The organism is Streptomyces sp. 4N509B (assembly GCF_052245655.1).
Lineage (GTDB): Bacteria > Actinomycetota > Actinomycetes > Streptomycetales > Streptomycetaceae > Streptomyces.
Genome location: NZ_JBQQBZ010000007.1, coordinates 63,659 through 90,401, shown reverse-complemented (window position 1 = coordinate 90,401; position 26,743 = coordinate 63,659). Strand labels below are relative to the sequence as shown.

Genomic DNA, 26,743 nt, shown 5'->3' with positions numbered 1-26,743 from the left:
ATGACGGACACGAAGCGGACACTGCTGATGCTGGGCGGCACGGGGTTCGTCGGGCCGGCCGTGGTGGCGCGGGCCCAGGCCCTGGGGTACGAGGTCACCGTGGTCAACCGCGGGAGGCAGCCGCCGCCGCCAGGGGTCCGCGTCGTACGGGCCGACCGCGCCGCCGAGGACGGTCTCGCGGCACTCCCGGACGGCGGCTGGGACCTGGTGGTGGACACCTGGAACGGCGCGCCGCGCGCCGTGCGGCACGCCGCGCGCCTGCTGGCCGGGCGCGCCGAACGGTACGCGTACGTCTCCAGCCGGTCGGTGTACACCTGGCCGATGCCGGCCGGGCTCACGGAGGAGGGGCCCGTCGTCGCCTCCTCGCCCGACGCCCCCGCCACGGCGTACGCCGAGGACAAGCGCGGCGGCGAGCTGGCGGCCGTGGAGTCCTTCGGGGAGCGGGCCCTGCTGCTGCGCTGCGGGCTCATCCTCGGCCCCCGCGAGGACGTCGGCCGGCTGCCGTGGTGGCTCGACCGCGTCGCCCGCGGCGGGCCGGTGCTGGCCCCGGGGCCGCGTGAGCTGCCCCTGCAGCTGGTCGACGCGCGGGACCTGGCGGCCTTCCTGCTCGACGCGGCCGAGCAGAGCCTGGGCGGCGCGTTCGACGTGGTGAGCCCGTCCGGGCACACCACGATGGGTGGGCTGCTCGACGCCTGCGTCGAGGTCACCGGCTCCGACGCGACGCTGCGCTGGACCGACCCCCAGCGGATTCTCGACGCGGGGATCGCGCCCTGGACGCAGCTGCCGGTCTGGACCCCGCCGGGCCCGTTCCACGACTCCATCCACCGCTCCGACGTGGCGAAGGCGCTCGCCGCCGGGCTGCGCTGCCGTCCCGTCACCGAGACGGTCGCGGACACCTGGGCGTGGCTGGAGTCCGTGGGCGGCCCGCCACCGCCGCCGGAGGGCCTGGCGCCGGTCGGTCTGGACCGTGCCACGGAGGAGCGTCTGCTGGCGGCGGGCTGACGCGCGTCGGCGGTGACGGGCCGGGCCTCGGCACCGGCGTCCGGTCACCGTCGGACGATCCGCGGGCCACAGGCGCGGAGCCGGGCCGCCCAACGGCTCGGACGCAGGCGGCTCCCCCCGGAGTACGCGGGGCGCCGCCTCGACGCCGTCCCGTACGGCGTCTCCCCGTGCGCGTGGGGAGGGCGGAGCACCCGGCGGCGGTCCGCCGCCTCCGGCGATGTGGACGGCCGCCCCCGGCACCCGGCGTGACGGCGTGTCGTCGGAGCGACCTCACGCCCGTGCGGCGCGGGGCCCGGGACGGGCTCCTCGGCCGCCGTCCGGCCGCCGCCGCCCGGCGTCCGTGGACGAGGAACGGCCATCCTCGGCCGGACGGACGCGACGTGTCCGTCGATGCATACGGGACGTGAATGTTCCACTACGATGGGCCCCCGTCCCGGGGTGGGCCGCCCGGCCGGCGGTCCTGACCGGCGAACGCCCGGAGCTTCGGGACCGCTGGCCGGGCGGTGCCCGGCCACGGACACGCGGTGGACCATCGCGTCCCACTGTCCGAGATGCCACCGTCGTACCTTGACGGTCGTGTCACATGGCTGGCATGGTCATATACCGTGAGTCAAGCTGACTTTCTCGTAGCCCGCCTGCACGTCGATCTGCGACGTCAGGCCAGCGCGATCTGTGCCACGGGCCGCTGAGCCACGCCCGGCCCCTCTCACCCCCGCCTGCCCGCGGCTTGTTCGTCCAGCGCGGCGCGGCCAGAGCCGGTGACGTGACGACCCCGTGAGAACGACCGGCGCCCGCCCGACGGGTGCCGGCGCCCGGCCACATCCGTGACACTCCGCGCTCACCCGGCACAGACATCCATCGCCCCCGAGGACCCGGGGCGGCGCGATGACCGAAAGGCAGCACCCACCGTGACCCCTCCCCCCGACAGTTCTCCCGACGGCCCCGCCGACAGTCCCTCCGGCGGGTCCGCCGACAGCCCCTTCGACATCCGCCGCCTGGGTGGGCGCGTCGGAGCGGAACTCACCGGCGTGGACCTCTCGGAGAACCTCGACGCCCGCGTCGTCGCCGAGATCAACGCGGCCCTGCTCGAACACAAGGCCCTCCTCTTCCGCGGCCAGCGGCTCGACGACGCCGCCCAGCTCCGCATCGCCTCGCTGTTCGGCGAGGGGCAGTCCGACCCCCGCCGCGTCAGCAGCGAGGAGGCGACGCGGGGACGGACCAGCCAGTGGTACGGCGAGGCGTCCTACCTGCGCAGCCCTCCCAAGGTGACGACGCTGCGCAGCCTCATCGTCCCGCCCTACGGCGGCAACACCCTGGTCGCCAGCGCCACCGCCGCCTACCAGGCCCTGCCGCTGCCGCTGCGCCGGCTGGCCGAGCAGCTCTGGGCGGTGCACGTCCCCGACGCCCACGACGAGGCCGCGCCGGGGCCCTGGCGCGCCGCGCACCCCGTCGTGCGCGTCCACCCCGAGACCGGGGAACGCGGCCTGTTCATCGGCTCCTTCGCCCGGCGCGTGCTGGGCCTGTCCGCCGACGAGTCCCGCGACATCCTGCGCATCCTCCAGTCGTACGTGACACGGCCCGAGAACGTGGTCCGCGTCGGCTGGGCCCCGGGTGACCTGCTCGTCGTCGACAACCGGGTCACCCAGCGGTACACGCCCGCCGACCACGGCGAGCTGCCACGCCTGCTGCACCGGGTCACCGTCGCGGGCGACGTCCCGGCCGGCATCGACGGAGAGCGCAGCACCCTCGTCGAGGGTGACGAGGCCACGCACCAGGCGTCAGCAGCCGTCGCGTGAACGGCGCGAGAAAACCGAGGAAGGAGACGACCATGCGGAAGCTCGCAGCCGTTCCCGTATCGACACTGTCCGACGCGGCGGCCCAGTTCGCCGGACTGGCGCGGCCGTCCGTGTCGCCGGAGGCAGCCCTGACCCTGGCGCCCGACGGCGTTCCGGCCGGGTTCGCCGCCGGCCCGCAGCACGGCGAGGAGGGCCCGGACGGCACCGTGCCGCTCGTCGGGTACCTGGTGCTGGCCCCCGCCGGCACGCAGCTCTCCCAGCTGACGGAGCTGCTGTCGCCGACGGAGCCCGACGGTGACGGCGAGCCGCCGGAGCCCCTGCGGCTCGCGGACGCCGCCGGGGACCCGGAGCCGCCGCCGGCCTCCTCGGGGCTGGACATAGACCTGGACCGGCGCACTGTCAGCGTCGACGGCAGGACCCTGCGCCTGACGTACCTGGAGTTCGAGCTGCTGGCCCACCTGGTGCGCCACCCGCACCGGGTCTACACCCGCGAGCAGTTGGTCGCCACCATCTGGGGCTACGGGCCCGTGGGGGAGCAGCGCACCGTGGACGTGCACATCGCCCGGCTGCGACGCAAGCTCGGCGTGGCGTACCGGGAACGGATCGTGACGGTCCGTCGGGTTGGGTACAAGTACGTCCCCGCGGCGCGGGCGGGCCGCTAGCTCCGCGGGGGCCGCCGGCCCGGGGCCCCGTCCAGGCCGGCGCCGTCCCCGGCTGCCTCGTGGTACCGCAGCAGCATCAGGCGCGCGAGTTCCGGGGCGTCGCCGAGCACGGGAGCCACGACGTCCGCCCCGGCGCGTCGGGCGCCCGCCTCGATGCGGTCGGGCAGCAGACCGGGAGCGATCACGTAGGGCGCGACGGCGCACCGACGGACGCCGGCCGCGCGCAGGGCGTGGACGGCGTCCGCGGTGCGCGGCGGCGTGGACGTGGCGTACGCCGGCCGCACCGCGGCCCAGCCCGCGACGCGCTGCCAGACGCGGGCGAACCGCTCGATCGCCGCGGTCCCCGCCTCGTCCCGGGTTCCGACGGCGGCCAGCACCACGCCCGTCGCGGCCCGGTCGCCCGGCGGCCCTCCCGCCTCCGGCAGCCCGGCCTCGGCCAGCCGCCGCTGGAGGGCGGCGGCCAGCAGCCCGGCGGCGGCGTCGCGCGTCGTGGGGCGCTGCCCGAGCACCGCGGCCTGGCGCAGGGAGACGCCGGGCAGGCGGGCGGCCTGCTCGGCGAGGACGGCCGGGATGTCGGTCCTGGCGTGGAAGCCGGGGCTGAGCAGCAGCGGCAGCACCACGACGCGCCGTTCGCCCCCGGCGTGCAGGCGGGCGAGCGCCGCCGGCACGCCGGGGACGTCGAACTCCAGGAAGCTCACCGCCACCCGCGGCGCGGGTTTCAGGGCCCGCACCCGCGCGGCCAGCGCCGACACGGTGGCCGCGTGCCGCGGGTCGCGGCTGCCGTGGGCGACGATGAGCATCGCGGGAGCGGGCGGATCCATGTCCCTATTGTCCGATAGGCGCACCCGTCACGGCGCGCCCACGGGGCGGACCGGGGTCAGCTGACGCGTGCCAGCAGTCCCCGACCGCGCAGGACACGGCGTTCCAGCGGGGAGAAGAACAGCAGGTCGATGGCGACGCCGACGAGCAGGATCAGGGTGATCGCGGTCAGCACCCCGGCCATGTTCTGCATCGTGCGGTAGTTCTCCATCAGCTGTCCGAGACCCGTCCCGAGCGCCGGGGAGCTCACGATCAGCTCGGCCGCCATCAGCGAGCGCCAGGAGAACGCCCAGCCCTGCTTGAGCCCCGCCAGGTATCCGGGCAGCGCGGCCGGCAGCAGCACGTGCCGGACGCTGGCCAGACCCCGGGCGCCCAGCACCCGGCCCGCCCTCAGGTACAGCGGCGGTATCTGGTCGACGCCGGCGACGATGCCGTTGGCGATGGAGGGCACCGCGCCCAGCAGCACCACGGCGTAGATCGTGCCGTTGGTCAGCCCGAACCACAGGATCGCGGCCGGGACCCAGGCGATGGAGGGCAGCGACTGGAGACCGGTGAGGATCGGGCCGATCGCCGCCCGCACCACCTTCACGCGCGCGACCACGAGGCCGAGCGGGGTGCCGACGGCGATCGCGACGAGGAACCCGAGGATGCCACGGGAGACGCTGGTCCACACGTACTCGTGGAGCGTGCCCTCCAGCCACATCTCCCGCACCGTCCCGCCCACGTCGAGCGGGCTCGGCAGGACGTAGTCCGGCTTGACCTCCGCCCAGTAGGCGAGCTGCCACGCCGTCAGGACGACGGCGATCGCCACGATCGGCGGGAGGGCCCGGGTGAGCAGGATCCGGCCGAACGGCGTGCGCTCGGCCTCGCCCCGGCTGTCGAGGGCGTCGAGCCCGGCCCCCAGGCCCGCGAGCTCGGCGTCGTCCCCGTCTCCGGGCCTCGGGGTCGTGTGGGTGTCAGCGCTGGCCATGGCGGCGGATCTCCTCCCGGAGGCGTTCGGTGATCTCGACGGAGAGCTCGGAGACGTCGTGGTCCTGCACGCGGCGGGGCCGCTTGAGGTGGACGTCCCACTGCTGGACGACCCGTCCCGGCCGGGAGGAGAGCAGCACGATGCGCTCGGCGAGCACCACCGCCTCCAGGACGTTGTGGGTCACGAAGAGGATCGAGACGCCGGTCTCGGTCCAGATGCGGCTGAGCTCCTCGTGGAGCACGTCGCGCGTGATGGCGTCGAGGGCCGCGAACGGCTCGTCCATCAGCAGGAGCTGGCTGTCCTGGGCCAGCGCGCGGGCCAACGCGACCCGCTGCCGCATGCCACCGGACAGCTCGTGGACCCGCTTGCCGTGGGCACCCGTGAGCCTGACCAGGTCCAGCAGGCGCTCGGCCTCGGTGCGGCGTTCGTTCTTCGCGACGCCGCGCAGCCGCAGCGCGAGCTCGATGTTGCCGCCGGCGGTCAGCCACGGGAAGAGCGCGTGCTCCTGGAACATCAGGGCCGGACGGCCACCGGGCACCGAGATCGTCCCCGAGGACGGCTGGTCGAGCCCGGCGACGAGGTTGAGCAGCGTCGACTTGCCGCAGCCCGAGGCCCCGAGCAGGGTCACGAACTCCCCCGGACCGACGTCCAGGCTGATGTCGTCCAGCACGAGCTGGTGGGTTCCGGCGCGGCCGAAGGACTTGGAGACGTGGTCGAAGCGGACGGCGTAGCCCGCGCGTCGCGCCGCCTCGCCCGCCGTCCCGTCGGGCTTGTCGAGTGTGAAGGCCATCGAGGCACCTCCAGGTGAAGGGGATGGAGCGGTTTCCCCGCCGCGTGGGTTGCGTGGGTCACGCGGCTGCGTGGTGGGTCACTCGACGCCGAGCCCGGCGTCGTCGGAGATCTCCGGGAGGTTCTCCTCCCGGAGCACCGCGTTGAGGACGGAGAGGTCGTAGATCCCCGTCAGGTCCACGTCCTCCAGCAGGCCCACGGCGGTGGCGTGTTCGGCGCTCGCCAGGAGGGTGCCGGCCAGCGGGTCGTGGAGGAACTCGACGTGGTCGAAGGCGGGGTCCAGGACCTCGGGCGGGAGCTCGCTGCCGCCGGGGAGGGCGGCGATCTGCGCGTTGAACGTGGACTTCGCCTGCTCGGGGTGCTCGGTGATCCAGGCGCCCGTCCGCACCACGCCGCGCACCACGGCCTCGACGACGTCGGGGTGTTCGGCGAGGAAGGACTGCGAGGCGATGAGGTGGGTGACGACGAAGCGGCCGTCCTCCCACAGCTCGCCCTCGTCCAGCAGCGTCGTCGCGCCGCGTTCGACGAGGAGCGAGGCGGTGGGTTCGGGGACCCAGGCGCCGTCGATGTCTCCGTTGCTGAAGGCGGCCGGGATCTCGGCGTTGGGGACCCGCAGGACGGTCACGTCGCCGGAGCCGTCGACGGGGTCGACGTGGAAGCCGCTCTCCCTGAGGTGGTTCAGCAGGGCGACGTCCTGGGTGTTGCCCAGCTGGGGGCTGGCCAGGGTCCGGCCCGCCAGGTCGTCGAGGCCCGAGACCGTGTCCGGGTTGACGACGAGGGACGCGCCTCCGGAGGCGGCGCCGGCCACGATCCGGAGGTTCTCGCCGCCGGACTGGGCCCAGCCGTTGAGCGTGGGGTTCGGCCCGATGAAGGTGAGGTCCACGTCGCCGGAGTTCAGCGCCTCGATGGCCGAGGGGCCCGCGTTGAATATCTGGGTCGTGGCGGCGGTGCCGCCGAGCTCCTGGTGGATGACGCCGCCCTCGGCCAGGCCGACCACGGCCGTGGCGTGGGTGATGTTCGCGAAGTATCCGATCGACACCTCGTCGGTGGATAGGGCGGGGCCGGAGCCCGCCGGGAGGGTCGTGGACTCGTCGGCCTCGGCGCGGGAGCCGTAGCCGCAGGCGGAGGCGGCCAGGAGCGGCAGCAGCGCGGCGGCGGCGAGGAGAAGGCGGCGGGAACGTGCGGAGGCGGGGGAGGGGGAGCCGGAGCGGAAGGGGAAGGGGAAGGCAGCAGACTGCACAGCAGGACGTCCTCTCGGCAGCCCGGCGCGCGCGAGCGGCACGGCGGCGCGCGTCGGATCTCGGCAGGGCTCGGCGCTGACAACCCGTGGTCGGCGACCCGCGATCGGCGATCACCGACAGGACCACTCAGCCGTCGGTGATCGGAAGGCAGCACGCAGTGACCGTGCGAGGGCGTCAGCGGTCAGGCGTCAGAGATCGGGCAACAGGGGAACCGAACGGTCACCGGCCTGGCGGAGACAAACGAAAAGGCCCGGTGGGGTTCGGTGTACACGTGACAGGCTCCGCGCACGCGGGCACGCGTGCGCCCCCGAGCCGCTACGGCCGGGGTGGCGTCAGCCCGCACATCGGGCGATGCCGCCCTGCCCACTGCCGAGGGTGCCGCCTCCGACGCGGCCCCCCTCCTTGGCAAAGGTGGAAAATACATCCAAAAGGCGGTGCCCGCCGGTGCTCCCGAGTCGGGTGAGCACGGCGGGCACCGCCTGGGTCATCTAGAAGTCCCACCCCTCGTCGTCCGGCCGCGGCGCGGGCGCCGTCTTGGCCGCGGCCTCGGCGAACGCGTCGCCGGCCATGCCCCCGGTGAGGGTGGCGCCGTCGGACGGGTCGATGAGCAGGAACGCTCCGGTGTGACGGGAGTCCGCGTAGGCGTCCAGCGCCAGCGGCTCCGCGGTGCGGATCACCACGCGGCCGATGTCGTTGGCCACCAGCTGTCCCGGCTCCGGATGCTGGGACAGGTCGTCCAGCGTCAGCCGGGAGGGGATCTCCTTCACGATCGCCTTCACCGTGCGCGTGGTGTGCTTCAGCAGCACCCGGGCGCCCGGGGTCAGCGGCCGGTCGTGCAGGTGGCAGACCGTGGCGGTGATGTCCCGCACCGGCTCGGCCGCGCCCTCGGCCGGGGCGATCATGTCGCCACGGGAGATGTCGAGGTCGTCGGCGAGGGTGATCGTCACCGACTGCGGGGCCGCGGCCACCGTCACCGGCCGCCCGAGGACGTCGATGCTCTCGATGGTGCTGGTCCGGCCCGACGGCAACGCGACGACCTGCTGGCCGACCCGCAGCACGCCGGAGGCGATCTGCCCGGCATACCCGCGGAAGTCGTGGTGCTCGGTCGTCTGCGGTCGGATCACGTACTGCACCGGGAAGCGCGCCGGGTCCGGAGCCGGGTCGTGGCTGACCGGGACGGTCTCCAGGTGCTCCAGCACCGTCGGGCCGCCGTACCAGTCCATGACGGACGAGGGAGTCACGACGTTGTCCCCGGCGAGGGCGGAGATCGGGATGGTGGTGACCTCGGGGACGCCGAGGGAGGTGGCGTACCGGGTGAACTCCTCGGCGATCGCCGCGAAGACCGTCTCGGCGTAGTCCACCAGGTCCATCTTGTTGACCGCGAGCACCACGTGCGGCACGCGCAGCAGCGCGGCGACGGCGGCGTGCCGGCGGGTCTGCTCGACCACGCCGTTGCGCGCGTCGACGAGGATGATGGCGAGCTCGGCGGTGGAGGCGCCGGTGACCATGTTCCGCGTGTACTGCACGTGGCCCGGGGTGTCCGCGAGGATGAACCGGCGGCGGGGTGTCGCGAAGTACCGGTAGGCGACGTCGATGGTGATGCCCTGCTCGCGCTCGGCCCGCAGGCCGTCGGTCAGCAGCGCGAGGTCCGGGGCGGCCTGGCCGCGGTTGCGCGAGGCGAGCTCGACGGCCTCCAGCTGGTCGGCCAGCACGGACTTGGAGTCGTGCAGCAGCCGCCCCACGAGCGTGGACTTGCCGTCGTCGACCGAGCCGGCGGTGGCGAAGCGCAGCAGCGAGGTGTCGTTGATCTCGATGGTTGGACTGGTCATGCTCAGAAGTACCCCTCGCGCTTGCGGTCTTCCATCGCAGCCTCCGACATCTTGTCGTCAGCACGGGTCGCGCCGCGCTCGGTCAGGCGGGAGGTGGCGATCTCGGCGATGATCTGATCGATCGACTTCGCGTCGGACTCGACCGCTCCCGTACAAGACATATCACCTACCGTGCGGTACCGCACCAGGCGCGTCTCGACGGTCTCGTCGTCCTTCGGGCCGCCCCACTCGCCGGGGGCCAGCCACATGCCGCTGCGCAGGAACAGCTCCCGCTCGTGGGCGAAGTAGATCTCGGGGATCTCGATCCGCTCGCGGGCGATGTACTGCCAGACGTCCAGCTCGGTCCAGTTGGAGAGCGGGAAGACGCGCACGTGCTCGCCCGGCGCGTGGCGGCCGTTGTACAGCTGCCACAGCTCGGGGCGCTGCCGGCGCGGGTCCCAGCCGCCGAACTCGTCGCGCAGCGAGAAGACGCGCTCCTTGGCGCGGGCCTTCTCCTCGTCCCGCCGGCCGCCGCCGAAGACCGCGTCGAAGCGGTTCCTCTCGATGGCGTCCAGCAGCGGCACGGTCTGGAGCGGGTTGCGCGTGCCGTCGGGGCGCTCGCGCAGCTGGCCGCGGTCGATGAACTCCTGCACGGAGGCCACGTGCAGTCGCAGGCCGTGACGCTCCACGACGCGGTCGCGGTACGCGATCACCTCGGGGAAGTTGTGTCCCGTGTCCACGTGCAGCAGCCCGAAGGGCAGCGGGGCGGGGGCGAACGCCTTCAACGCGAGGTGCAGCATGACGATGGAGTCCTTGCCGCCGGAGAAGAGGATCACCGGCCGCTCGAACTCGCCTGCCACCTCGCGGAAGATGTGCACCGCCTCCGACTCCAGCACGTCAAGGTGCGAGAGCGCGAAGGCGTTCACGTCCTCGGGGGATGGTTGGGCTGCCGTCATGCTGCGTCTTCCCTTCGCTCGCTCCTGCACCCCCGCAGCCTCGATACTGTAACCACCGCCGTCACCGGCGTCACGGTCATGCCCGGGTGGTGGGCCTTCTCGTACGCTCCGCTCACAACAGACCTCGCTCGGCGAGGAGCCTGTGGAGCATCTCGGCGGATTCTTCGATTGTCTGCTCGTGGGTGGCGATCCGCAGGTCGGGATCGGTCGGCACCTCGTAGGGGTCGTCCACGCCGGTCAGACCGGAGAGCTCGCCGGCGGCCTGCTTGGCGTAGAGGCCCTTCACGTCGCGCTGGGAGCAGACGTCGACCGGCGTGGCCACGTGGACCTCCACGTACCCGGTGCCGGCCTCCTGGTGGCGCTTGCGCACCGCCTCCCTGCTCGCGGCGTACGGCGCGATGACCGGGACCAGCGTCTTCACGCCGTGAGAGGAGAGCAACTCGGCGACGAAGCCGATGCGCTGCACGTTGGTGTGCCGGTCCTCACGGGCGAAGCCCAGTCCGGCGGAGAGAAACTCGCGGATCTCGTCGCCGTCCAGCACCTCCACCCGCTGTCCGTCGCTCTCCAGCCGCTTCGCCAGGGCGCGGGCGATGGTGGTCTTCCCCGCGCTGGGCAGGCCGGTGAGCCAGATGGTGGCACCCTGGCCGGTCTCGCTCATCTCCGGCGTCCTCGCTATCCGTAGATTGATGTCCTTGTGTTGCCCCGTGTTGCCGGGCTCTGGGTGAACCCTAGGGGTTCTCCGGTCAGGTGTGCAGACCGCATTCGGTCTTCGCCAGCCCGGCCCAGCGGCCGGCACGGGGGTCCTCGCCCTCCGCTATACGGCGTGTGCAGGGGGCGCACCCTATGGAGGTGTAGCCCTCCTGTAGCAGGGGGTTGGTGAGGACACCGTGCTCGGCGACGTACGCCTCCACGTCGGCGCTGGTCCACCGTGCGATCGGGGCGACCTTCACCTTTTCACGTCGGGCGTCCCATCCCACGACGGGGGTGTTGGCGCGGGTGGGGGACTCGTCGCGGCGAAGCCCGGTGGCCCAGGCATCGTACTCGCGCAGTCCCTCCTCCAGCACCTTCACCTTGCGCATGGCGCAGCACAGGTCGGGGTCGCGCTCGTACAGCCTGGGGCCGTACCTGGCGTCCTGCTCGGCCACACTCAGGCGAGGGCTGAGTGTGATGACGTTCACGTCCATCACGGCCGCGACGGCGTCCCGGGTGCCCAGGGTCTCGGGGAAGTGGTAGCCGGTGTCGAGGAAGAGCACGTCGACGCCGGGCAGCACGCGGGAGGCGAGGTGGGAGACGACGGCGTCCTCCATGGAGGAGGTGACGCACAGCCGCGGGCCGAAGGTGTCGGCGGCCCAGCGGATGATCTCCAGCGCGGGCGCGTCCTCCAGCTCCCTGCCGGCGCGCTCGGCGAGCGCGCGCAGCTCCTCGGGGGTGCGGGACTCCGGCGTGGCGCCGCTCGTGGGGGTGGGGGTGGCGGTGGGGACGGTGGTGACTGCTGCGGTGGTGTTCAAGGAGCTCCCTCAGCTTCCTTCTCCGCTTCCGTCGGAGTCGCTGTCGTCGCTGACAGCTCCTCCGGCGGCCGGGCGGGCGAGCCCGCTGGCCAGCAGGCCGAGGAACGACAGGCGGAAGGCGCGGTTGCACGCCGCGCACTCCCAGGTGCCGTGTCCGGCCTCGCTCGGGCGCAGGTCCTCCTCCCCGCAGTAGGGGCAGTAGAACGGGGCCGCCCGCTCGCTCATGTCAGTGATCCTTCGTCGGCGCGCGCGACCCACTGGGCGAAGCGCTCGCCCTCCTCGCGCTGGTCCAGGTAGGCCCTGAGCACCCGCTCCACGTAGTCGGCGAGGCCCTCCGCGGTGACCTTCAGGCCACGGACCTTGCGGCCGAAGCCGGCGTCGAGGCCGAGGGAGCCGCCGAGGTGAACCTGGAAGCCCTCGACCTGGCGGCCGTCGGCGTCGGTGACCAGCTGGCCCTTGAGACCGATGTCCGCGATCTGGATACGGGCGCAGGAGTTGGGACAGCCGTTGATGTTGATGGTGAGCGGCTCGTCGAAGGCGGGCAGGCGGCGCTCCATCTCCTCGATGAGCCAGGAGCCGCGCGCCTTGGTCTCGACGATGGCGAGCTTGCAGAACTCGATGCCGGTGCAGGCCATGGTGCCGCGCCGGAAGGCCGAGGGCGTGGTGGTGAGGTCCAGCGCCTGGAGGCCCTCGGTGAGCGCGGTGACCTGCTCCTCGGCCACGTCCAGGATGATCATCTTCTGCTCGACGGTGGTGCGGACCCGTGTCGAGCCGTGGGCCTCGGCGAGATCGGCGATCTTGGCCAGCGTGGTGCCGTCGACCCGGCCGACGCGCGGCGCGAAGCCGACGTAGTACCGCCCGTCCTGCTGGCGGTGGACGCCGACGTGGTCGCGCCAGGCGTGCGGCGGCTGCTCGGGCGCGGGTCCGTCGGCCATCCGCCGCAGCAGGTACTCGTCCTCCAGCACCTGGCGGAATCTCTCCGGTCCCCAGTCGGCGACGAGGAACTTCAGGCGGGCGCGGGTGCGCAGCCGGCGGTAGCCGTAGTCGCGGAAGATGCCGACCACGCCCTCGTGAACGTCGGCGACGTCCTCCAGCGGCACCCAGGCGCCGAGCCGGACGCCGAGGCGGGGGTTCGTCGACAGCCCGCCGCCGACCCAGACGTCGAAGCCGGGGCCGAACTCGGGGTGGACGACGCCGACGAAGGAGACGTCGTTGATCTCGTGCGCGACGTCCAGCAGCGGCGATCCGGAGATGGCCGACTTGAACTTCCGCGGAAGGTTCGAGTACGCCTTGTTCCCCACCACACGGCGCTGGATCTCCTCCAGGGCGGGGGTGCCGTCGATGATCTCCCTGGCGTCGATGCCGGCGACGGGCGAGCCGATGATGACGCGCGGGGTGTCGCCGCACGCCTCGGTGGTGGACAGGCCCACGGACTCCAGCCGGCGCCAGATCTCGGGCATGTCCTCGATCCGGATCCAGTGGTACTGGATGTTCTGCCGGTCGGTGATGTCGGCCGTGCCGCGCGCGAACTCCTGGGAGATCTCCGCGATGGTGCGCAGCTGCTGGGTGGTGAGCTGACCGCCGTCGATCCGCACCCGGAGCATGAAGAACTCGTCGTCCAGCTCCTCGGGCTCCAGGATCGCGGTCTTGCCGCCGTCGATGCCGGGGCGCCGCTGGGTGTACAGGCCCCACCAGCGCATCCGCCCGCGCAGGTCCTGTGCGTCGATCGCGTCGAACCCGCGCTGTGCGTAGATCGTCTCAATGCGTGTCCGAACGTTGAGACCGTCGTCGTCCTTCTTGAACTGCTCGTTGCCGTTGAGCGGGGTGAAGTGACCTGCGGCCCACTGGCCCTCGCCGCGGTGACGTCCGGCCTTGCGACGGGCGGGAGCGGCGGGCTTCCTCGGGGTCTCGGACATGGTCTACGGAGTCCTTCCGCGGGCTGCAGGGCTCTGACCCGCGCTTTTTCGCAGGCGTCAGGGCAGAGATCAGTCAAGGGACGCGTGGGGGTGGGCACCCGGCGCGAGGGCGGGGGCGCGCACGAGCGGCGATGCCGCGGCTCTCAGCACCCCGGACAGATGGCGCTGGACATTCGACCGAGGTCGACATCGCGCCGACTCACCAGGGCAATTCCAGCTCGCAACATGATGGCAGAGTGGCACGCGGTGACGTTCGAGTCCACCAATAACCACCATGCGGACGTGCTGGTCTCGAAATGCGAGACTCGCGTGGTGAGCGTCACACGTCCGGTGTGTTTGCTTCCGTGAGACCGGCGTCACGTTGCCGGAGGGTGAACGGATTTACATAATCGCATTATGGACACCTGGGCGAGCGATCGGAGCGAGGACGGGGAACCGGTCGAGGAGCTTCTCGCGATCCTCGAACAGCTCGTGCGGTTCCTGCGCCAGGTGTCCACCCTCGGGGGCCTCAGCACGGCCGCCTCCTCGGCGCTCAGTCGCCTCAGGCGCGAGGGCCCGCAGCGGCTGACCGAGCTCGCCCGCGCCGAGGGCGTCTCCCAGCCGGGCATGACGCAACTCGTCACCCGCATGGAGCGCGAGGGCCTCGTGCGCCGCGGCGCGAGCGCCGGCGACCGCAGGGGCGTGCTGGTGGAGGCGACCGACGCCGGCCTCGACCTCCTCGCCCGCCGCCGCGCCGAGCGCGCCGCCGCGCTGCGACGGCGGATCGACCGGCTCGACCCCGACCAGCGGGCCGCGCTGGCCGCCGCGCTCCCGGCCCTCGCCCGACTCGTCGGACCCGAGCCGCCCGGCTGACACGTCCGGCCGAGCCGATCCACGTCCCCACACGGCAGCGCCGCCGCTCCACCACCGCAGTCCGCCCGGGAGGCACCCCCCACATGTCCACCCGCTCCACCGCCCCACACCCCCGCCCCGCCGCGAGCCCCTTCCGGCAGCCCAAGGCCGTCTGGGCCGTGGCGTTCGCCTGCGTCATCTCCTTCATGGGCATCGGGCTGGTCGACCCGATCCTTCCCTCGCTCGCGGAGAACCTCGACGCCACGCCGAGCCAGGTGTCGCTGCTGTTCACCAGCTACCTCGTCGTCACCGCCGTCGCGATGCTCGGCGTCGGCTGGGTCTCCAGCCGCCTCGGCGCCAAGCCCACCCTCATCGCGGGCCTGGCGATCATCGTCGTCTTCTCCGCGCTCGCCGGCGCCGCCGGCTCCGTCGACGGCATCGTCGCATTCCGCGGCGGCTGGGGCCTCGGCAACGCGCTGTTCATCGCCACCAGCCTCGCCGTCATCGTCGCCTCCGCCAGCGGAGGCTTCGCAGGCGCGATCATCCTCTACGAGACCGCGCTCGGCCTCGGTATCGCCGTCGGGCCCCTCCTCGGGGGCGAGCTGGGCAGCGTCAGCTGGCGTGGCCCCTTCTTCGGCGTCGCCGTCCTGATGGCCGTCGCCCTCCTGGCCACCGTCGCGTTCGTGCCCTCGCTCCCCAGGCCGCGGCGGCGCACCCCGCTGTCCGCGCCGCTGCGGGCGCTGCGCCACCGTGGGCTGGCGACCATGGGCGTCATGGCGCTGCTGTACAACTGGGGCTTCTTCACCATGCTCGGCTACGCGCCCTACCCGATGGAGCTGGACGCCCACGAGATCGGGCTGGTCTTCACCGCCTGGGGCCTGCTGGTGGCGGCCTTCAGCGTCCTGGTCGCCCCCCGCCTCCAGGCCAGGTTCGGCACCGCCCCGGTGCTGTACGCCGCCATGGCCGGCCTCGCCGTCGTGATGGCAGTCATCGCGGCCGGCGTGGACAGCCCCTCCACCGTCATCGCGGCGGTGATCGTCAGCGGCGCGTTCATCGGCGTCAACAACACCCTCACCACACAGGCCGTCATGCTGGTCGCGCCGGTCGAGCGGCCGGTCGCCTCCTCGGCGTACGGCTTCGTCCGCTTCGTCGGCGGCGGCCTCGCGCCGTACGCCGCGGGCAGGCTCGCCGACGCCACCGACCTCGGCGTCCCCTTCCTCCTCGGCGCCGTGACCTTCCTGCTGGCCATCCCCGTCCTCGCCTCCGGACACCGGCTGATCAGCGCGGCGGAGCGGCGGGCGGCGGCGGGCGAGGCGGTGCCGCAGGACCTCGGCCTCCTCGAACCCGTCGGCCCGGCCCCCGCGCCCGAGGGCCGGCCGGTCATCGTCGCGGTCGGCCCCGCGGGCGACGCCGCCGCGGCCGTGGACGCCGCCGCCGCCCTCGCCCGCGACGAGGGAAGCACGCTGGAGGTCGTCCACGTCCGCGAGACGGTCGTGGTGGAGGAACTCGCCATCGAGCCGGAGGACGCCGCGGACGCGCGGCGGGCGGTCACCGCCCACCTCGACCGGCTCGCCGCCGACGGCGTCGCCGCCTGTGGGCAGGTGCTGACCAGCGTCGGCGACCACGCCGCCGCCGGCCGGGCGCTGGCCCGGCACGCCGCCGAACTCGGGGCGCGGGCCGTCGCGGTCGGCCGTTCGCCGCGCGGGCCGGTGGCGCAGTTCGCCGAGGGCGGCTTCACCTCGGCGCTCACCCACGCCGCGCCCTGCCCGGTGGTGCTCGTCGAGCCCGGCCGCGAGCCGCGCCGGCTGACGGCGGCGGGGATGGCCGAGCTGAGCGGCGGCGGCCGGCCGAGCACGAGCGACGCGTAGGGCCGCCGGGGCGGCCGGAGCCGGACCGGCGGCCGAGTCGCGCCGGGGTCGGGTCGCCCGACGGCCGCGCCCGCGCGGGCGTCAGGCGGCGCCGGCCGGCAGCGGACGGGCGCGCTCCACGACGGCGGCCAGGTCGAGGGTGTGCGGCAGGGTGCCGAACGCCCCGCCCCAGTCGCCGCCGAGCCGCGAGGCGCAGAACGCGTCGGCGACCGGCGCCGGCGCGTACCGCACCAGCAGCGAGCCCTGGAGCACCAGCGCCATGCGCTCCACCAGCCGGCGGGCCCCGGCCTCGATGCCGTCCAGGTCGGCCAGCTGCGTCAGCAGCTCCTTGATCGCCGCGTCCAGCCGGTGGTCGCCGCCCGCGGCCCGGCCGACCTCCGTCAGGTACGCGGTGAGCGCCCGCGGCTCCCGGCGCAGCGCCCGCAGCAGGTCCAGCGCCTGGACGTTGCCCGAGCCCTCCCAGACCGAGTTCAGCGGGGCCTCGCGCAGCAGCCGCGGCATCCCCGACTCCTCCACGTAGCCGTTGCCGCCCAGGCACTCCAGCGCCTCGGCGGTGAGCGGGGTGCAGCGCTTGGTGACCCAGTACTTCGCCGCCGGGACCGCCAGCCGCAGCAGCATCCGCTCGCCCTCGTCGCCCGAGGCGGCGGCGTCGGCGGCCGCGGCCAGCCGCATCGCGAGCGTGGTGGCGGCCTCGGACTCCAGCGCCAGGTCCGCCAGCACGTTGCGCATCAGCGGCTTGTCGATCAGCGGGCCGCCGAACGCCTCCCGGTACGCGGCGTGGTGGACGGCCTGGGCGACGGCCTGGCGCATCACCGCGGCCGAGCCCGTCACGCAGTCCAGCCGGGTGGCCGCCACCATCCCGATGATCGTCGCGACGCCACGGCCCTCCTCGCCCACCAGCCAGGCCAGCGTCGTGCCGTCGAACTCCACCTCGCTGGAGGCGTTGGCGCGGTTGCCCAGCTTGTCCTTCAGCCGCTGGATACGGAACGCGTTGCGCGAGCCGTCGGGCAGCACCCTCGGCAGCAGGAAGCAGCTGAGGCCGCCCGGTGCCTGCGCCAGCACCAGGAAGGCGTCCGACATCGGCGCCGAGCAGAACCACTTGTGGCCGGTGAGGGCGTAGGTGCCGGGCTCGGCCAGCGGCTCGGCGCGGGTGGTGTTGGCCCGCACGTCGGAGCCGCCGTGCTTCTCCGTCATGCCCATGCCGGCCAGCGCGCCGGCCTTCTCGGCGACCGGCCGCAGGCCCGGGTCGTAGCGGCGGGAGGTGAGCGCCGGCTCCCACACCGCCGCGAGGTCCGGCGCCGCGCGCAGCGCCGGCACCGCGGAGTGCGTCATCGACATCGGGCAGCCGTGCCCGGCCTCGACCTGGCTCCAGACGAGGAACGCCGCCGACCGCCGCAGCTGTCCGGCCGGGCGGACCCAGGCCGCCGTCAGGCCGGCGGCCACGGCCCGCTCCATCAGCCGGTGCCACGCGGGGTCGAAGCTGACCTCGTCGACGCGGTGGCCGTACCGGTCGTGGGTGTGCAGCACCGGCGGGTGGGTGTTGGCCCGCACGCCCCACTCCTGCGCCTCGGCAGAGCCGGCCAGCCGGCCCAGCTCGGAGAGCTCCGCCGTGACCTCGTCCGCCAGGCCCGGGTCGACGTGCCGGACGACGGCCTCCCGCAGCGCCGCGTCCTCGGTGAAGACGTCGTATCCCCGCAGGGGCGGGGGCTGGTTCGTCACGGTGTGCGTGCTCGTGCCCGAGCCGGGGGTGGGGAGCGTCATGACGCCACGGTATGCGGGACGCGCCGCTGAGGGGGAGTCACGGAGGGAAGGCTTTTAGTACAGTTGGCCGTTCGCGTGGCCGTATCAGGGCGACGGACGACTTCGGACTCGTGAGCAGTCATGGATGCAGTCATGAAAATGGATGAAGCCGTCGAGGACGTCGGGCACACCGCTCGGGGGGCCGGCCTGGCCACCGCCGTCGGCGTCAGGGAACGAGCCCCCGGGCAGGCGGGCGCCCCCGCCCGGACTACCAGCTCACCGGGCCCACCGTGTCCCGGATGATCCTGGGTGCCAGGCTGCGGCAGCTGCGGGAGGCCCGCCGGATCACGGGCGGGGAGGCCGGGGAGGAGATCCGGGCCTCCCACTCCAAGATCAGCCGGCTGGAGATGGGCCGCACCGGCTTCAAGACCAAGGACGTCGAGGAGCTGCTCAACCTCTACGGCGTCACCGACGACGGCGAGCGCGCCACCCTGCTGGCGCTGGCCAAGCAGTCCACCAGCCTGGGCTGGTGGCACATCTACCACGACATCGTCCCCGTGTGGTTGAACGTTTATCTCGGGCTGGAGCAGGCGGCCGTCCTGATCCGCTCCTACGAACTGCAGTTCGTGCCCGGCCTCCTCCAGACCCCCGGCTACGCCCGCGCCGTCGTCCACCTAGTCGAGGACGACCCCGAGGTGCTGGAACGGCGGTTGGAGCTGCGGCTGGCGCGCCAGTGGGTCCTGCGACGGGACGCGCCCCCGCGGCTGTGGGTGGTGATCGACGAGGCGGCGCTGCGCCGGCCGGTGGGCGGCTCGGGGGAGATGCGGCGCCAGCTCGCGTACCTGCTGGAGATGAGCGAGCTGCCGCACGTGACGATCCAGGTCATGCCGTTCGCCTCGGGGGGCCACGCCGGGCTCGGCGGCTCGGTGACCGTGCTGCGACCGCCGGGGGACGAGCTGCCGGACGTGGTCTACCTGGAGCAGCTGACCGGCGGCGTCTACCCGGACAAGCACGCGGAGATCGAGCACTACCAGCACGTCATGAACCGCGTCGTCGTCGACGCCACGCCGCCGGACCGCAGCCGCGACATGATGCTGCGGATGCTGCGGGAGGTCTGAGGCGCTCGCCGCCTCCCTGTCGGCCCGGGGGCCACGTTCCCGTGGCTTCGCCCCCTCACGCTGCTCCGTGGCGGGGGGCACCTCGCCCGCCCCGGTCCGGTCCGGGGCGGGCGGGCAGCCGGTCGGCCGCGGCCGGGCGGCGCTCAGCGCCGCAGGCGGTCGCGGGCGGCGGGGACGACCTCCCGGGCGAAGAGCAGCGACTGCCGCTCGCGGTCGCGGGTGGGCCAGAAGACGAAGGCGTTCATCCCGCACTCGGTGTGCAGCCGCACCAGCGTGTCCACCCAGTGGTCGACGAACCCGTGGAAGGGGTCTCCGGCCTTCTCGCCGGCCTCGTCCTCCTCGGCGGTGACGAGGCCGGCCACGTTGTACAGGCGCAGGATCGCGTCAGGGTCGCGGCCGGCCTCGCGTGCGGCGTCGGAGATGACGCCGTTCATGCCCGGCAGCGCCTCCGGCGGCACGTAGGCGCTGGAGACCGACCAGCCGTCGGCCTTCTCGCCCAGCAGCCGCAGCGCCCGGGGACCGCCGACGCCGAGCCAGACGCCGATGTCGTGCGCCGGACGCGGGCCGGGGTGCGCCCCGGGCACCTGGTAGTGCGTGCCGTCGTGGCGGAACGGCTCGCCCGCCCAGCTGGCACGGATGACGTCGATGGCCTCGCTCAACGCCGCCCGCGCGGCGCCGTGGGACCGGTGGGGGCCGCCCATGGCGGCGATCCGGTCGGCGAAGGCGCCGGCGCCCAGGCCCAGCTCGAAGCGGCCCCCCGAGAGGACGTCGATGGTGGCGGCCTGCTGGGCCAGCATCGCCGGGGGACGCAGCGGCAGGTTGGCGACGTTGGGGAAGAAGCGCACCGTGTCGGTCGTGGCCGCGAGCCAGGTGATCAGGGAGAGGGTGTCGACGAACTCGGAGACGTAGGGGTGGTCCTGTACACCGACGTACTCCAGGCCCGTGGTCTGGGCGATCTCCGTGATCCGCGCCGCGGCCGGGAGGCCGGCGGCGTGCGGGTCGACGTTGAGTCCGAAGCTGACGGGCGACGACGTCGTCATGGGGCTCCTTCTGCGCCGCGCCGGCTGCCGGCCGGCAACGGGCCGGTCGCCGGTGCTGGTCGCTGGCGTGTGTGTCGGTGGCTGGTCGGTGGTTCGTCGGTGGCTTGTCGGTCGCTGGGCTGGCCCCGGCCGGGCCGTGGTGGTCCGGTGAGGCTGAGGGGACCGTACGAGGCGGGCGCGCCCCGCGCCCATGGTGCCCCGATCGCTCACAGCGAACACCGCCGCCCGGAGGGAACATCCCCCGCCCCCAGGGCATTGAGAGAGCAGTCTTTGAGTCTCACTGACTCAAGTTGCCTGCAGAGGGAGAGGTCATGTCTTCATCGCTCGATGTGCTCACCCTGCCGGTGCTGCCGCTCGACGACGAGGTTGTGCTGCCCGGGATGGTGGTGCCGCTCGAGTTGTCCCAGCCCGAGGTGCGCGCCGCCGTCGAGGCCGCACAGGCGGCCGCGCCCAGGGGGGAGAAGCCGCGCGTGCTGCTCGTGCCGCGGCTCGCGGGAAGCTACGCCGGCATCGGTGTGATCGGTCGGGTCGAGCAGGTCGGACGCCTCTCCGGCGGGGACCCGGGGGCGCTGGTGCGGGGCCTTGGCAGGGTGCGCATCGGATCCGGCACGACCGGCCCCGGCGCGGCCCTGTGGGTGGAGGGCACCGCCGTCACGGAGTCCGTTCCCACCCCGCTGCCCGCCGAGGTCGCCGAGCTCGTCAGGGAGTACAAGGCCCTGACCACCAGCTGGCTGCGCAAGCGCGGCGCCTGGCAGGTCGTGGACCGCGTGCAGCAGATCGAGGAGGTCCCCGCCCTGGCGGACAACGCCGGGTACCTGCCGTTCCTGAGGCCGGAGCAGCGCGTCACGCTGCTGGAGACCGTCGACCCGGTCGAGCGGCTGCGCCTGGCCGAGGGGTGGCTGAGCGAGCACCTCGCGGAGGAGGACGTCGCCGAGTCCATCGCGAAGGACGTGCAGGACGGGGTCGACCGCCAGCAGCGCGAGTTCCTGCTGCGTCGCCAGCTGGAGGCGGTGCGCAAGGAGCTGGCCGAGCTCAACGGGGACGCCGCCGACGAGAGCGAGGACTACCGCGCGCGGGTGGAGGCCGCGGAGCTTCCCGAGAAGGTGCGCGAGGCGGCGCTGAAGGAGGTCGACAAGCTGGAGCGGACCTCCGACGCCAGCCCCGAGGGCGGCTGGATCCGCACCTGGCTGGACACCGTCCTCGACCTGCCCTGGCAGGTCCGCACCGAGGACTCCTACGACGTCCCCGGCGCCCGTGCCGTGCTGGACGCCGACCACGCGGGCCTGACGGACGTCAAGGAGCGCATCGTCGAGTACCTCGCCGTGCGCAAGCGCCGCGGTGAGCGGGGCCTCGGCGTCGTCGGCGGTCGGCGGGGCGGTGCCGTGCTCGCGCTCGTCGGCCCGCCCGGCGTCGGCAAGACCTCGCTCGGCGAGTCCGTGGCGCGCGCCATGGGCCGGAAGTTCGTCCGCGTCGCGCTCGGCGGCGTCCGGGACGAGGCGGAGATCCGCGGTCACCGGCGGACGTACGTCGGCGCGCTGCCGGGCCGCGTCGTGCGGGCCGTCAGGGAGGCCGGCTCGATGAACCCCGTGGTGCTGCTCGACGAGATCGACAAGGTCGGCAGCGACTACCGGGGCGATCCGGCCGCCGCGCTGCTGGAGGTCCTCGACCCGGCGCAGAACCACACCTTCCGCGACCACTACCTGGAGGTCGAGCTCGACCTCTCCGACGTGGTCTTCCTGGCCACCGCCAACGTCCTGGAGGCCATCCCGCAGCCCCTGCTCGACCGCATGGAGCTGGTCACGCTCGACGGGTACACCGAGGACGAGAAGGTCACCATCGCCCGTGACCACCTCGTTCCCCGGCAGCTGGAGCGGGCCGGGCTGAGTGCCGACGAGGTGGTCATCGAGGACGAGGCGCTGCGCCGGCTGGCCGGGGAGTACACCCGCGAGGCGGGCGTGCGCGCCCTGGAGCGGTCCATCGCGCGGCTGCTGCGGAAGGTCGCCGCCCGGCACGAGCTGGGCGAGCTGGAGCTGACACCCGGCAGTCCGTTCACCCTCACGGCGGACGGCCTGCGCGAGCTGATCGGCCGCCCGCACCACACCCCGGAGGCGGCCCAGGACCCGGAGGTGCGGCGCACCGCCGTGCCGGGCGTGGCCACCGGGCTGGCCGTGACCGGCGTCGGCGGGGACGTGCTCCACATCGAGGCGTCGCTGGCCGACCCGGAGACGGGCGGGGCGGGGCTGACGCTCACCGGTCAGCTGGGCGACGTGATGAAGGAGTCCGGCCAGATCGCCCTCTCCTACCTGCGGTCGCGGGGCGCCGAGCTGGAGCTGCCGGTGGGTGACCTCAAGGAGCGCGGCGTCCACCTGCACGTCCCCGCGGGGGCGGTGCCCAAGGACGGGCCCAGCGCCGGCATCACCATGACCACGGCACTCGCCTCGCTGCTCAGCGGCCGGCAGGTGCGGCCGGACGTGGCGATGACGGGTGAGGTCTCGCTGACCGGCCGGGTGCTGCCGATCGGCGGCGTCAAGCAGAAGCTGCTCGCCGCTCACCGGGCCGGCCTGACCACGGTCATCATCCCGAAGCGGAACGAGCCGGACCTCGACGACGTGCCGGAGGAGATCCTCGCCACGCTGGAGGTGCACCCCGTCACCGACGTCCGGCAGGTGCTGGAGCTGGCGCTCACGCCGGCGAAGGCGCCGACCGAGATCACGGTCGCGGCGTGACGCCGAGCGGCCCGCCCGGAGGGCGCCACCCCCGGGCGGGCCGCGAGAGCCTAGGCTCTCGACCATGAGTCCTTCGATCGCCACCACCACCCGGGTCGACCGGGAGCAGCTGCTGGAGTTCGTGCGTCCCCGCCACCGCGCGATCCTGCTCACCCACCGCGCCGACGGATCGGTCCAGGGATCGCCGCTGACCTGTGGCGTGGACGACGAGGGCCGGGTGGTCGTCTCCACCTATCCCGAGCGCGCCAAGACCCGCAACGCCCGCCGCGACGCCGAGGTCAGCGTCATCGTGCTGTCCGACGAGTGGGACGGCCCGTGGGTGCAGATCGACGGCACGGCCGAGGTGCTCGACGTGCCCGAGGCGGTCGAGCCGCTCGTCGCGTACTACCGCACCATCGCCGGCGAGCACCCGGACTGGGACGAGTACCGTGAGGCCATGGTCCGGCAGGGCAAGGCGCTGATCCGCGTCACCCCGCGCCGCTGGGGGCCCGTCGCCACCGGTGGTTTCCCGGCACGGCTCGCGCCCTCCTGACCCCGGGCGCAGCGGCGCCGCCGGCCCGGCCGACCCCGCCGACCGTCATGTCCGATTCCCGCTAGGAACCGCCGAGCCGACGGCGCAGACTGGACGGCGTGATGGACGATGACAGCAGGTACGAGGCGGTGCGCAGCCGGGACGAGCGGTTCGACGGGGTCTTCTTCGTCGCCGTCCTCAGCACCGGCATCTACTGCCGCCCCAGCTGCCCCGCGATGACACCGAAGCGGGAGAACGTCCGCTTCCACCCCTCGGCCGCCGCCGCCCAGTCCGCCGGCTTCCGCGCCTGCCGACGCTGCCGCCCGGACACCGTGCCCGGCTCCGCCGAGTGGAACGCGCGGGCCGACTCCGTGGGCAGGGCCATGCGGCTGATCGGCGACGGCGTCGTGGACCGCGAGGGCGTCGCGGGGCTCGCCGACCGGCTGGGCTACAGCGCCCGGCACGTCCACCGGCAGCTCACCGCCGAGGTGGGCGCGGGCCCGGTGGCGCTGGCGCGGGCGCAGCGCGCCCACACCGCGCGACTGCTGCTCCAGACGACGGCGCTGCCGGTGACCGAGGTCGCCTTCGCGGCGGGTTTCGCGAGCATCCGGCAGTTCAACGACACGGTGCGGGCCGTCTACGACCGCACCCCGAGCGAGCTCCGCGCCGCCACCGGCCGTCCCCGCGCCGCCAACGGCACGAGCGGCCAGGGCCGCGCGGGTGGCGCGGGTGGCGCGGACGACGGAGGCGCGCCGGCCGGCTTGATCGAGCTGCGCCTGGCCCACCGGGGCCCGTACGACGCCCGTCAGGTCTTCGACTTCCTCGGGCTGCGGGCCATCCCCGGCGTCGAGGAGATGCGGGGTGAGCCCGGAGCCCGGCTCTACCGCCGCACCCTCGCGCTGCCCCACGGCAGCGGCGTCGTCGAGGTCGGCGAGGCCCCACCCGGGGCCGGCCGGCGGCACCCGGCGTCGCGCTGGCTGCCGTGCCGGCTGCGGCTGACCGACCCGCGGGACCTCACGACCGCCGTGCAGCGGACGCGGCGGCTGTTCGACCTCGACGCCGACCCGTACGCCGTCGCCGAGCGCCTCGGCGAGGACCCCACGCTCGCGCCCCTGGTCGCCGCCCACCCCGGGCTGAGGTCCCCGGGCGCCGCGCAGCCGGAGGAGTTGGCCGTCCGCGCCGTCCTCGGCCAACAGGTCACGGTCGCCGCGGCCCGCACCCTCGCCGCGCGGATCGTCGCCGCCCACGGCTCCCCGCTGCCCGCGCCCGACGGCGGGCTCACCCACCTCTTCCCCGACGTCACGGCCCTGGCGCGGGCGGACCTCACCGGGCTCGGCATGCCGGCCGCCCGCGGCCGGACCGTCACCACCCTGTGCGCCGCGCTGCGCGACGGCGTGGTCCGCCTCGACCCCGGCGCCGACCGCGAGGAGGTCGAACGCGCGCTGCTGTCGCTGCCCGGCATCGGCCCGTGGACGGCCGGCTACGTGCGGATGCGGGCGCTGGGCGACCCCGACGTCTTCCTCCCGGGCGACGCCGGGATCCGCCACGGGCTGCGCCGCCTCGACGCCGTCGCCGACGCCGCATCCACCGAGGCGTGGCGCCCCTGGCGCTCCTACGCCGTGCACCTGCTGTGGCTCGCCACGGCCCTCGACGCCCCAGCAGGTCCCGCAGTCCCCACAGTTCCCGCAGTCCCCGCGATCCCCACCGTCCGCACCGCCCCCACCCCTTCCGCGCACCTCACGACGGAGACCCGATGAGCACGATCAGCACCGACGCCACCACGCTCTACACCACCCACCCGAGCCCGCTCGGCGAGCTGCTGCTGGCCGCGCCCGAGCCCGGCACCCTGGCCTCGGTGACGGTGCCGGGACAGAAGGGCGGCGCCCGCGTCGCCGCGGGCTGGCGCCGCGACCCCGCCGCGTTCGGCGAGGCCGTCCGCCAGCTCGACGCCTACTTCGCCGGCGAGCTCAGGGAGTTCACCCTGCCGCTGGCGGCCCGCGGCTCCGACTTCAGGGAGCGGGTCTGGGCCGCGCTGGACCGCGTGCCCTACGGCCGCACCCTGACCTACGGCGAACTCGCCGCCCTGGCCGGCCTGCCGGCCCGCTCCGCCCGCGCCGTCGGCGGCGCCGTCGGCGCCAACCCGTTGACCGTCGTCCGCCCCTGCCACCGGGTCGTCGGCGCGAACGGGGCGCTGACCGGCTACGCGGGAGGCCTCGACCGCAAGCGGCGGCTGCTCGCCCTCGAAGGGGTGCTGCCCCACCCGGCCTGAGGCGCGCGACGGCCGGCCGGCGCCTCGTCGGCCGGCCGGCCGGCACGTCGCGTTCAGGCCGCCCGTCGGCTAGCTGAACTGCCGCTCGATGCGGGCCAGTTTCTCCTCCAGGGAGTCGAGCCGGCCGGCGCCGTACCCGAGCGAACCCGAGTCGCCGAGGCCCGCGCTCGTCCCCGCGGAGCCACCGACCGCCGCCTCGCCCCCCGTGCCGCCGCCGCTCCCGGCGCCGCTGCCGCCGTGCAGCGCCGGCCGCATCGCCGCGGCCTCCAGCGCCGGCTGCTCGCCGCCCTGCCCGGCGCTCGAAGACGCCGTCGCGAGGTCGACGTGCCGCCCCCGCGACCGCCCCCACCCGCGGTGCCCACGGCGCAGGGCCCGCAGCCGCGACCGCTCCAGCCTGCGCTGCTCGCGCTTCCGGTCCTGCCGCACCCGCTTGGTGCGCCGCTCCTCGCGCACCTCCTCCACCGCCTCGTCGAGCGTGCGCACGCCCTCCAGCAGCATCAGCGACCAGGCGCCGTACGTCTCGCGGGGCGCCCGCAGCCAGCGCGCGAGCCTGATCTGCGGCAACGGTCGCGGCACCAGGCCCTGCTCGCGCAGGGCGGCCCTGCGGGTCTGCCGCAACGCGCGGTCGAAGAGGACGGCGGCCGACAGGGACATCCCCGCGAAGAACTGCGGCGCACCCGCGTGGCCGCCACCGCGCGGCGCGTGGACCCAGTTGAACCAGGCCGCGGCGCCGGCGAACAGCCACACCAGCAGGCGCGAACCCAGCGAGGAGTCACCGTGGCTGGCCTCGCGCACCGCGATCACGGCGCAGAACATCGCGGCCCCGTCGAGCCCCACGGGAACCAGGTACTCCCAGCCGCCGCTGAGGTTGAGGTTCTCCCGGCCGAAGCCCACCAGGCCCTGGAACGACAGGGCCGCGGCCACCCCGGCGCAGCAGAACAGCAGCGTGTACGAGACGGCCGCGTAGGCGCGTTCCCTGCGCAGGCGCCTGGCCTCCAGCCGCTCCCACGAGTCGCCGGCCTCCGCGCGTGGCGCCGTCTCCTTCCTGCCGCGTGCCAGCAGTGTCGCGGACACCGCGGCGCCGCTGAGCAGAATCGCTCCTGCCAGCACCCAGACGAGACCCGTGCCGGAAAGTGTCATGAGGAAGGCCCCCTGCCGCCGTCGCCACCCGTG

24 protein-coding genes are annotated in these 26,743 nt (G+C 74.1%); 11 read left to right on the top strand and 13 right to left on the bottom strand.

The window, feature by feature from the left end:
• The 4 genes from ACTWP5_RS10055 to ACTWP5_RS10040 all read left to right on the top strand — a co-directional run bounded on the left by ACTWP5_RS10055 (position 1) and on the right by ACTWP5_RS10040 (position 3,460).
• Positions 1-1,002, top strand: coding sequence for an NAD-dependent epimerase/dehydratase family protein (locus ACTWP5_RS10055; RefSeq protein ID WP_443220469.1), 1,002 nt, complete (start codon positions 1-3; stop codon positions 1,000-1,002).
• Positions 1,003-1,553: 551 nt separating this feature from the next.
• A complete protein-coding gene (locus ACTWP5_RS10050; protein ID WP_443220568.1) occupies positions 1,554-1,691 on the top strand; it encodes a putative leader peptide in 138 nt (45 codons plus the stop codon).
• A 297-nt stretch (positions 1,692-1,988) separates the two neighbouring features.
• Positions 1,989-2,798 carry a TauD/TfdA dioxygenase family protein gene (locus ACTWP5_RS10045; protein ID WP_443220567.1) on the top strand — a complete coding sequence of 270 codons (810 nt, stop codon included), beginning with the start codon at positions 1,989-1,991 and terminating at the stop codon, positions 2,796-2,798.
• 32 nt (positions 2,799-2,830) lie between these two features.
• Complete coding sequence (locus ACTWP5_RS10040; RefSeq protein WP_443220468.1) at positions 2,831-3,460, top strand: winged helix-turn-helix domain-containing protein; 630 nt, start codon at positions 2,831-2,833, stop codon at positions 3,458-3,460.
• On the opposite strand, the gene ACTWP5_RS10035 is transcribed toward ACTWP5_RS10040, so the two are convergent.
• The 10 genes from ACTWP5_RS10035 to ACTWP5_RS09990 all read right to left on the bottom strand — a co-directional run bounded on the left by ACTWP5_RS10035 (position 3,457) and on the right by ACTWP5_RS09990 (position 13,467).
• Positions 3,457-4,281: a sirohydrochlorin chelatase gene (locus ACTWP5_RS10035; RefSeq protein WP_443220467.1), complete on the bottom strand. Its 825-nt coding sequence runs from the start codon at positions 4,279-4,281 to the stop codon at positions 3,457-3,459. The two genes, ACTWP5_RS10040 and ACTWP5_RS10035, sit on opposite strands and share 4 nt — an antisense overlap.
• Before the next feature lie 56 nt (positions 4,282-4,337).
• Positions 4,338-5,249: an ABC transporter permease gene (locus tag ACTWP5_RS10030; protein WP_443220466.1), complete on the bottom strand. Its 912-nt coding sequence runs from the start codon at positions 5,247-5,249 to the stop codon at positions 4,338-4,340.
• Positions 5,236-6,039 (bottom strand): ABC transporter ATP-binding protein, encoded by an 804-nt coding sequence (locus tag ACTWP5_RS10025; protein ID WP_443220465.1) that lies wholly within the window; start codon positions 6,037-6,039, stop codon positions 5,236-5,238. The genes ACTWP5_RS10030 and ACTWP5_RS10025 overlap by 14 nt, the downstream gene beginning before the upstream one ends.
• A 78-nt stretch (positions 6,040-6,117) precedes the next feature.
• Positions 6,118-7,278, bottom strand: a complete 1,161-nt coding sequence (locus ACTWP5_RS10020) for an ABC transporter substrate-binding protein (protein WP_443220464.1) — start codon at positions 7,276-7,278, stop codon at positions 6,118-6,120.
• Between the two features lie 489 nt (positions 7,279-7,767).
• Positions 7,768-9,108, bottom strand: coding sequence for a sulfate adenylyltransferase subunit 1 (locus tag ACTWP5_RS10015; RefSeq protein ID WP_443220463.1), 1,341 nt, complete (start codon positions 9,106-9,108; stop codon positions 7,768-7,770).
• 2 nt (positions 9,109-9,110) lie between these two features.
• Positions 9,111-10,043 carry a sulfate adenylyltransferase subunit CysD gene (gene cysD, locus ACTWP5_RS10010; protein ID WP_443220462.1) on the bottom strand — a complete coding sequence of 311 codons (933 nt, stop codon included), beginning with the start codon at positions 10,041-10,043 and terminating at the stop codon, positions 9,111-9,113.
• Between the two features lie 112 nt (positions 10,044-10,155).
• Positions 10,156-10,701 (bottom strand): adenylyl-sulfate kinase, encoded by a 546-nt coding sequence (gene cysC, locus ACTWP5_RS10005; protein WP_443220461.1) that lies wholly within the window; start codon positions 10,699-10,701, stop codon positions 10,156-10,158.
• An 85-nt stretch (positions 10,702-10,786) separates the two neighbouring features.
• Entirely contained in the window at positions 10,787-11,551 is a 765-nt protein-coding gene (locus ACTWP5_RS10000; RefSeq protein WP_443220460.1) for a phosphoadenylyl-sulfate reductase, read from the bottom strand.
• Between the two features lie 9 nt (positions 11,552-11,560).
• The gene (locus ACTWP5_RS09995) at positions 11,561-11,776 is read right to left on the bottom strand and encodes a hypothetical protein (protein ID WP_443220459.1); all 216 of its coding nucleotides are present in this window, start codon (positions 11,774-11,776) and stop codon (positions 11,561-11,563) included.
• The gene (locus tag ACTWP5_RS09990) at positions 11,773-13,467 is read right to left on the bottom strand and encodes a nitrite/sulfite reductase (RefSeq protein WP_443220458.1); all 1,695 of its coding nucleotides are present in this window, start codon (positions 13,465-13,467) and stop codon (positions 11,773-11,775) included. The genes ACTWP5_RS09995 and ACTWP5_RS09990 overlap by 4 nt, the downstream gene beginning before the upstream one ends.
• Before the next feature lie 396 nt (positions 13,468-13,863).
• Between ACTWP5_RS09990 and ACTWP5_RS09985 the strand changes: the two genes are divergently transcribed.
• Both ACTWP5_RS09985 and ACTWP5_RS09980 read left to right on the top strand, forming a co-directional pair.
• The gene (locus tag ACTWP5_RS09985; protein WP_443220457.1) at positions 13,864-14,319 is read left to right on the top strand and encodes a MarR family winged helix-turn-helix transcriptional regulator; all 456 of its coding nucleotides are present in this window, start codon (positions 13,864-13,866) and stop codon (positions 14,317-14,319) included.
• Positions 14,320-14,402: 83 nt separating this feature from the next.
• Entirely contained in the window at positions 14,403-16,166 is a 1,764-nt protein-coding gene (locus ACTWP5_RS09980) for an MFS transporter (RefSeq protein ID WP_443220456.1), read from the top strand.
• 81 nt (positions 16,167-16,247) lie between these two features.
• Here ACTWP5_RS09980 and ACTWP5_RS09975 read toward each other — a convergent pair whose 3' ends face one another.
• Complete coding sequence (locus ACTWP5_RS09975; RefSeq protein ID WP_443220455.1) at positions 16,248-17,927, bottom strand: acyl-CoA dehydrogenase family protein; 1,680 nt, start codon at positions 17,925-17,927, stop codon at positions 16,248-16,250.
• A gap of 278 nt (positions 17,928-18,205) precedes the next feature.
• Between ACTWP5_RS09975 and ACTWP5_RS09970 the strand changes: the two genes are divergently transcribed.
• On the top strand, positions 18,206-19,024 hold the full coding sequence (locus ACTWP5_RS09970; protein WP_443220454.1) for a helix-turn-helix domain-containing protein: 819 nt from the start codon (positions 18,206-18,208) through the stop codon (positions 19,022-19,024).
• A gap of 143 nt (positions 19,025-19,167) precedes the next feature.
• Here the strand turns inward: ACTWP5_RS09970 and ACTWP5_RS09965 are convergent, their stop codons facing one another.
• Positions 19,168-20,064, bottom strand: a complete 897-nt coding sequence (locus ACTWP5_RS09965; RefSeq protein WP_443220453.1) for an LLM class flavin-dependent oxidoreductase — start codon at positions 20,062-20,064, stop codon at positions 19,168-19,170.
• A gap of 311 nt (positions 20,065-20,375) precedes the next feature.
• Here ACTWP5_RS09965 and lon point away from each other — a divergent pair, with 311 nt between their 5' ends.
• From lon to ACTWP5_RS09945, 4 genes are all read left to right on the top strand, one after another.
• Complete coding sequence (gene lon / locus ACTWP5_RS09960) at positions 20,376-22,790, top strand: endopeptidase La (protein ID WP_443220452.1); 2,415 nt, start codon at positions 20,376-20,378, stop codon at positions 22,788-22,790.
• Between the two features lie 64 nt (positions 22,791-22,854).
• A complete protein-coding gene (locus tag ACTWP5_RS09955; RefSeq protein WP_443220451.1) occupies positions 22,855-23,322 on the top strand; it encodes a PPOX class F420-dependent oxidoreductase in 468 nt (155 codons plus the stop codon).
• 101 nt (positions 23,323-23,423) lie between these two features.
• Positions 23,424-25,058 carry an AlkA N-terminal domain-containing protein gene (locus ACTWP5_RS09950; protein WP_443220566.1) on the top strand — a complete coding sequence of 545 codons (1,635 nt, stop codon included), beginning with the start codon at positions 23,424-23,426 and terminating at the stop codon, positions 25,056-25,058.
• Positions 25,055-25,570 (top strand): methylated-DNA--[protein]-cysteine S-methyltransferase, encoded by a 516-nt coding sequence (locus tag ACTWP5_RS09945; RefSeq protein WP_443220450.1) that lies wholly within the window; start codon positions 25,055-25,057, stop codon positions 25,568-25,570. Before ACTWP5_RS09950 ends, ACTWP5_RS09945 begins: the two co-directional genes overlap by 4 nt.
• A gap of 69 nt (positions 25,571-25,639) precedes the next feature.
• Here the strand turns inward: ACTWP5_RS09945 and ACTWP5_RS09940 are convergent, their stop codons facing one another.
• On the bottom strand, positions 25,640-26,710 hold the full coding sequence (locus ACTWP5_RS09940; RefSeq protein WP_443220449.1) for a DUF2637 domain-containing protein: 1,071 nt from the start codon (positions 26,708-26,710) through the stop codon (positions 25,640-25,642).
• Positions 26,711-26,743: the final 33 nt, after the last annotated feature.

Excerpts from the sequence above, each read along its gene's own strand:
- ACTWP5_RS10055 (WP_443220469.1), top strand. The coding sequence starts at position 1 with ATGACGGACACGAAGCGGACACTGCTGATGCTGGGCGGCACGGGGTTC.
- ACTWP5_RS10050 (WP_443220568.1), top strand. The coding sequence starts at position 1,554 with ATGCCACCGTCGTACCTTGACGGTCGTGTCACATGGCTGGCATGGTCA.
- ACTWP5_RS10040 (WP_443220468.1), top strand. The coding sequence starts at position 2,831 with ATGCGGAAGCTCGCAGCCGTTCCCGTATCGACACTGTCCGACGCGGCG.
- ACTWP5_RS10035 (WP_443220467.1), bottom strand. The coding sequence starts at position 4,281 with ATGGATCCGCCCGCTCCCGCGATGCTCATCGTCGCCCACGGCAGCCGC.
- ACTWP5_RS10030 (WP_443220466.1), bottom strand. The coding sequence starts at position 5,249 with ATGGCCAGCGCTGACACCCACACGACCCCGAGGCCCGGAGACGGGGAC.
- ACTWP5_RS10025 (WP_443220465.1), bottom strand. The coding sequence starts at position 6,039 with ATGGCCTTCACACTCGACAAGCCCGACGGGACGGCGGGCGAGGCGGCG.
- ACTWP5_RS10015 (WP_443220463.1), bottom strand. The coding sequence starts at position 9,108 with ATGACCAGTCCAACCATCGAGATCAACGACACCTCGCTGCTGCGCTTC.
- cysD (WP_443220462.1), bottom strand. The coding sequence starts at position 10,043 with ATGACGGCAGCCCAACCATCCCCCGAGGACGTGAACGCCTTCGCGCTC.
- cysC (WP_443220461.1), bottom strand. The coding sequence starts at position 10,701 with ATGAGCGAGACCGGCCAGGGTGCCACCATCTGGCTCACCGGCCTGCCC.
- ACTWP5_RS09995 (WP_443220459.1), bottom strand. The coding sequence starts at position 11,776 with ATGAGCGAGCGGGCGGCCCCGTTCTACTGCCCCTACTGCGGGGAGGAG.
- ACTWP5_RS09990 (WP_443220458.1), bottom strand. The coding sequence starts at position 13,467 with ATGTCCGAGACCCCGAGGAAGCCCGCCGCTCCCGCCCGTCGCAAGGCC.
- ACTWP5_RS09985 (WP_443220457.1), top strand. The coding sequence starts at position 13,864 with ATGGACACCTGGGCGAGCGATCGGAGCGAGGACGGGGAACCGGTCGAG.
- ACTWP5_RS09980 (WP_443220456.1), top strand. The coding sequence starts at position 14,403 with ATGTCCACCCGCTCCACCGCCCCACACCCCCGCCCCGCCGCGAGCCCC.
- ACTWP5_RS09975 (WP_443220455.1), bottom strand. The coding sequence starts at position 17,927 with ATGACGCTCCCCACCCCCGGCTCGGGCACGAGCACGCACACCGTGACG.
- ACTWP5_RS09970 (WP_443220454.1), top strand. The coding sequence starts at position 18,206 with ATGATCCTGGGTGCCAGGCTGCGGCAGCTGCGGGAGGCCCGCCGGATC.
- ACTWP5_RS09965 (WP_443220453.1), bottom strand. The coding sequence starts at position 20,064 with ATGACGACGTCGTCGCCCGTCAGCTTCGGACTCAACGTCGACCCGCAC.
- lon (WP_443220452.1), top strand. The coding sequence starts at position 20,376 with ATGTCTTCATCGCTCGATGTGCTCACCCTGCCGGTGCTGCCGCTCGAC.
- ACTWP5_RS09955 (WP_443220451.1), top strand. The coding sequence starts at position 22,855 with ATGAGTCCTTCGATCGCCACCACCACCCGGGTCGACCGGGAGCAGCTG.
- ACTWP5_RS09950 (WP_443220566.1), top strand. The coding sequence starts at position 23,424 with ATGGACGATGACAGCAGGTACGAGGCGGTGCGCAGCCGGGACGAGCGG.
- ACTWP5_RS09945 (WP_443220450.1), top strand. The coding sequence starts at position 25,055 with ATGAGCACGATCAGCACCGACGCCACCACGCTCTACACCACCCACCCG.
- ACTWP5_RS09940 (WP_443220449.1), bottom strand. The coding sequence starts at position 26,710 with ATGACACTTTCCGGCACGGGTCTCGTCTGGGTGCTGGCAGGAGCGATT.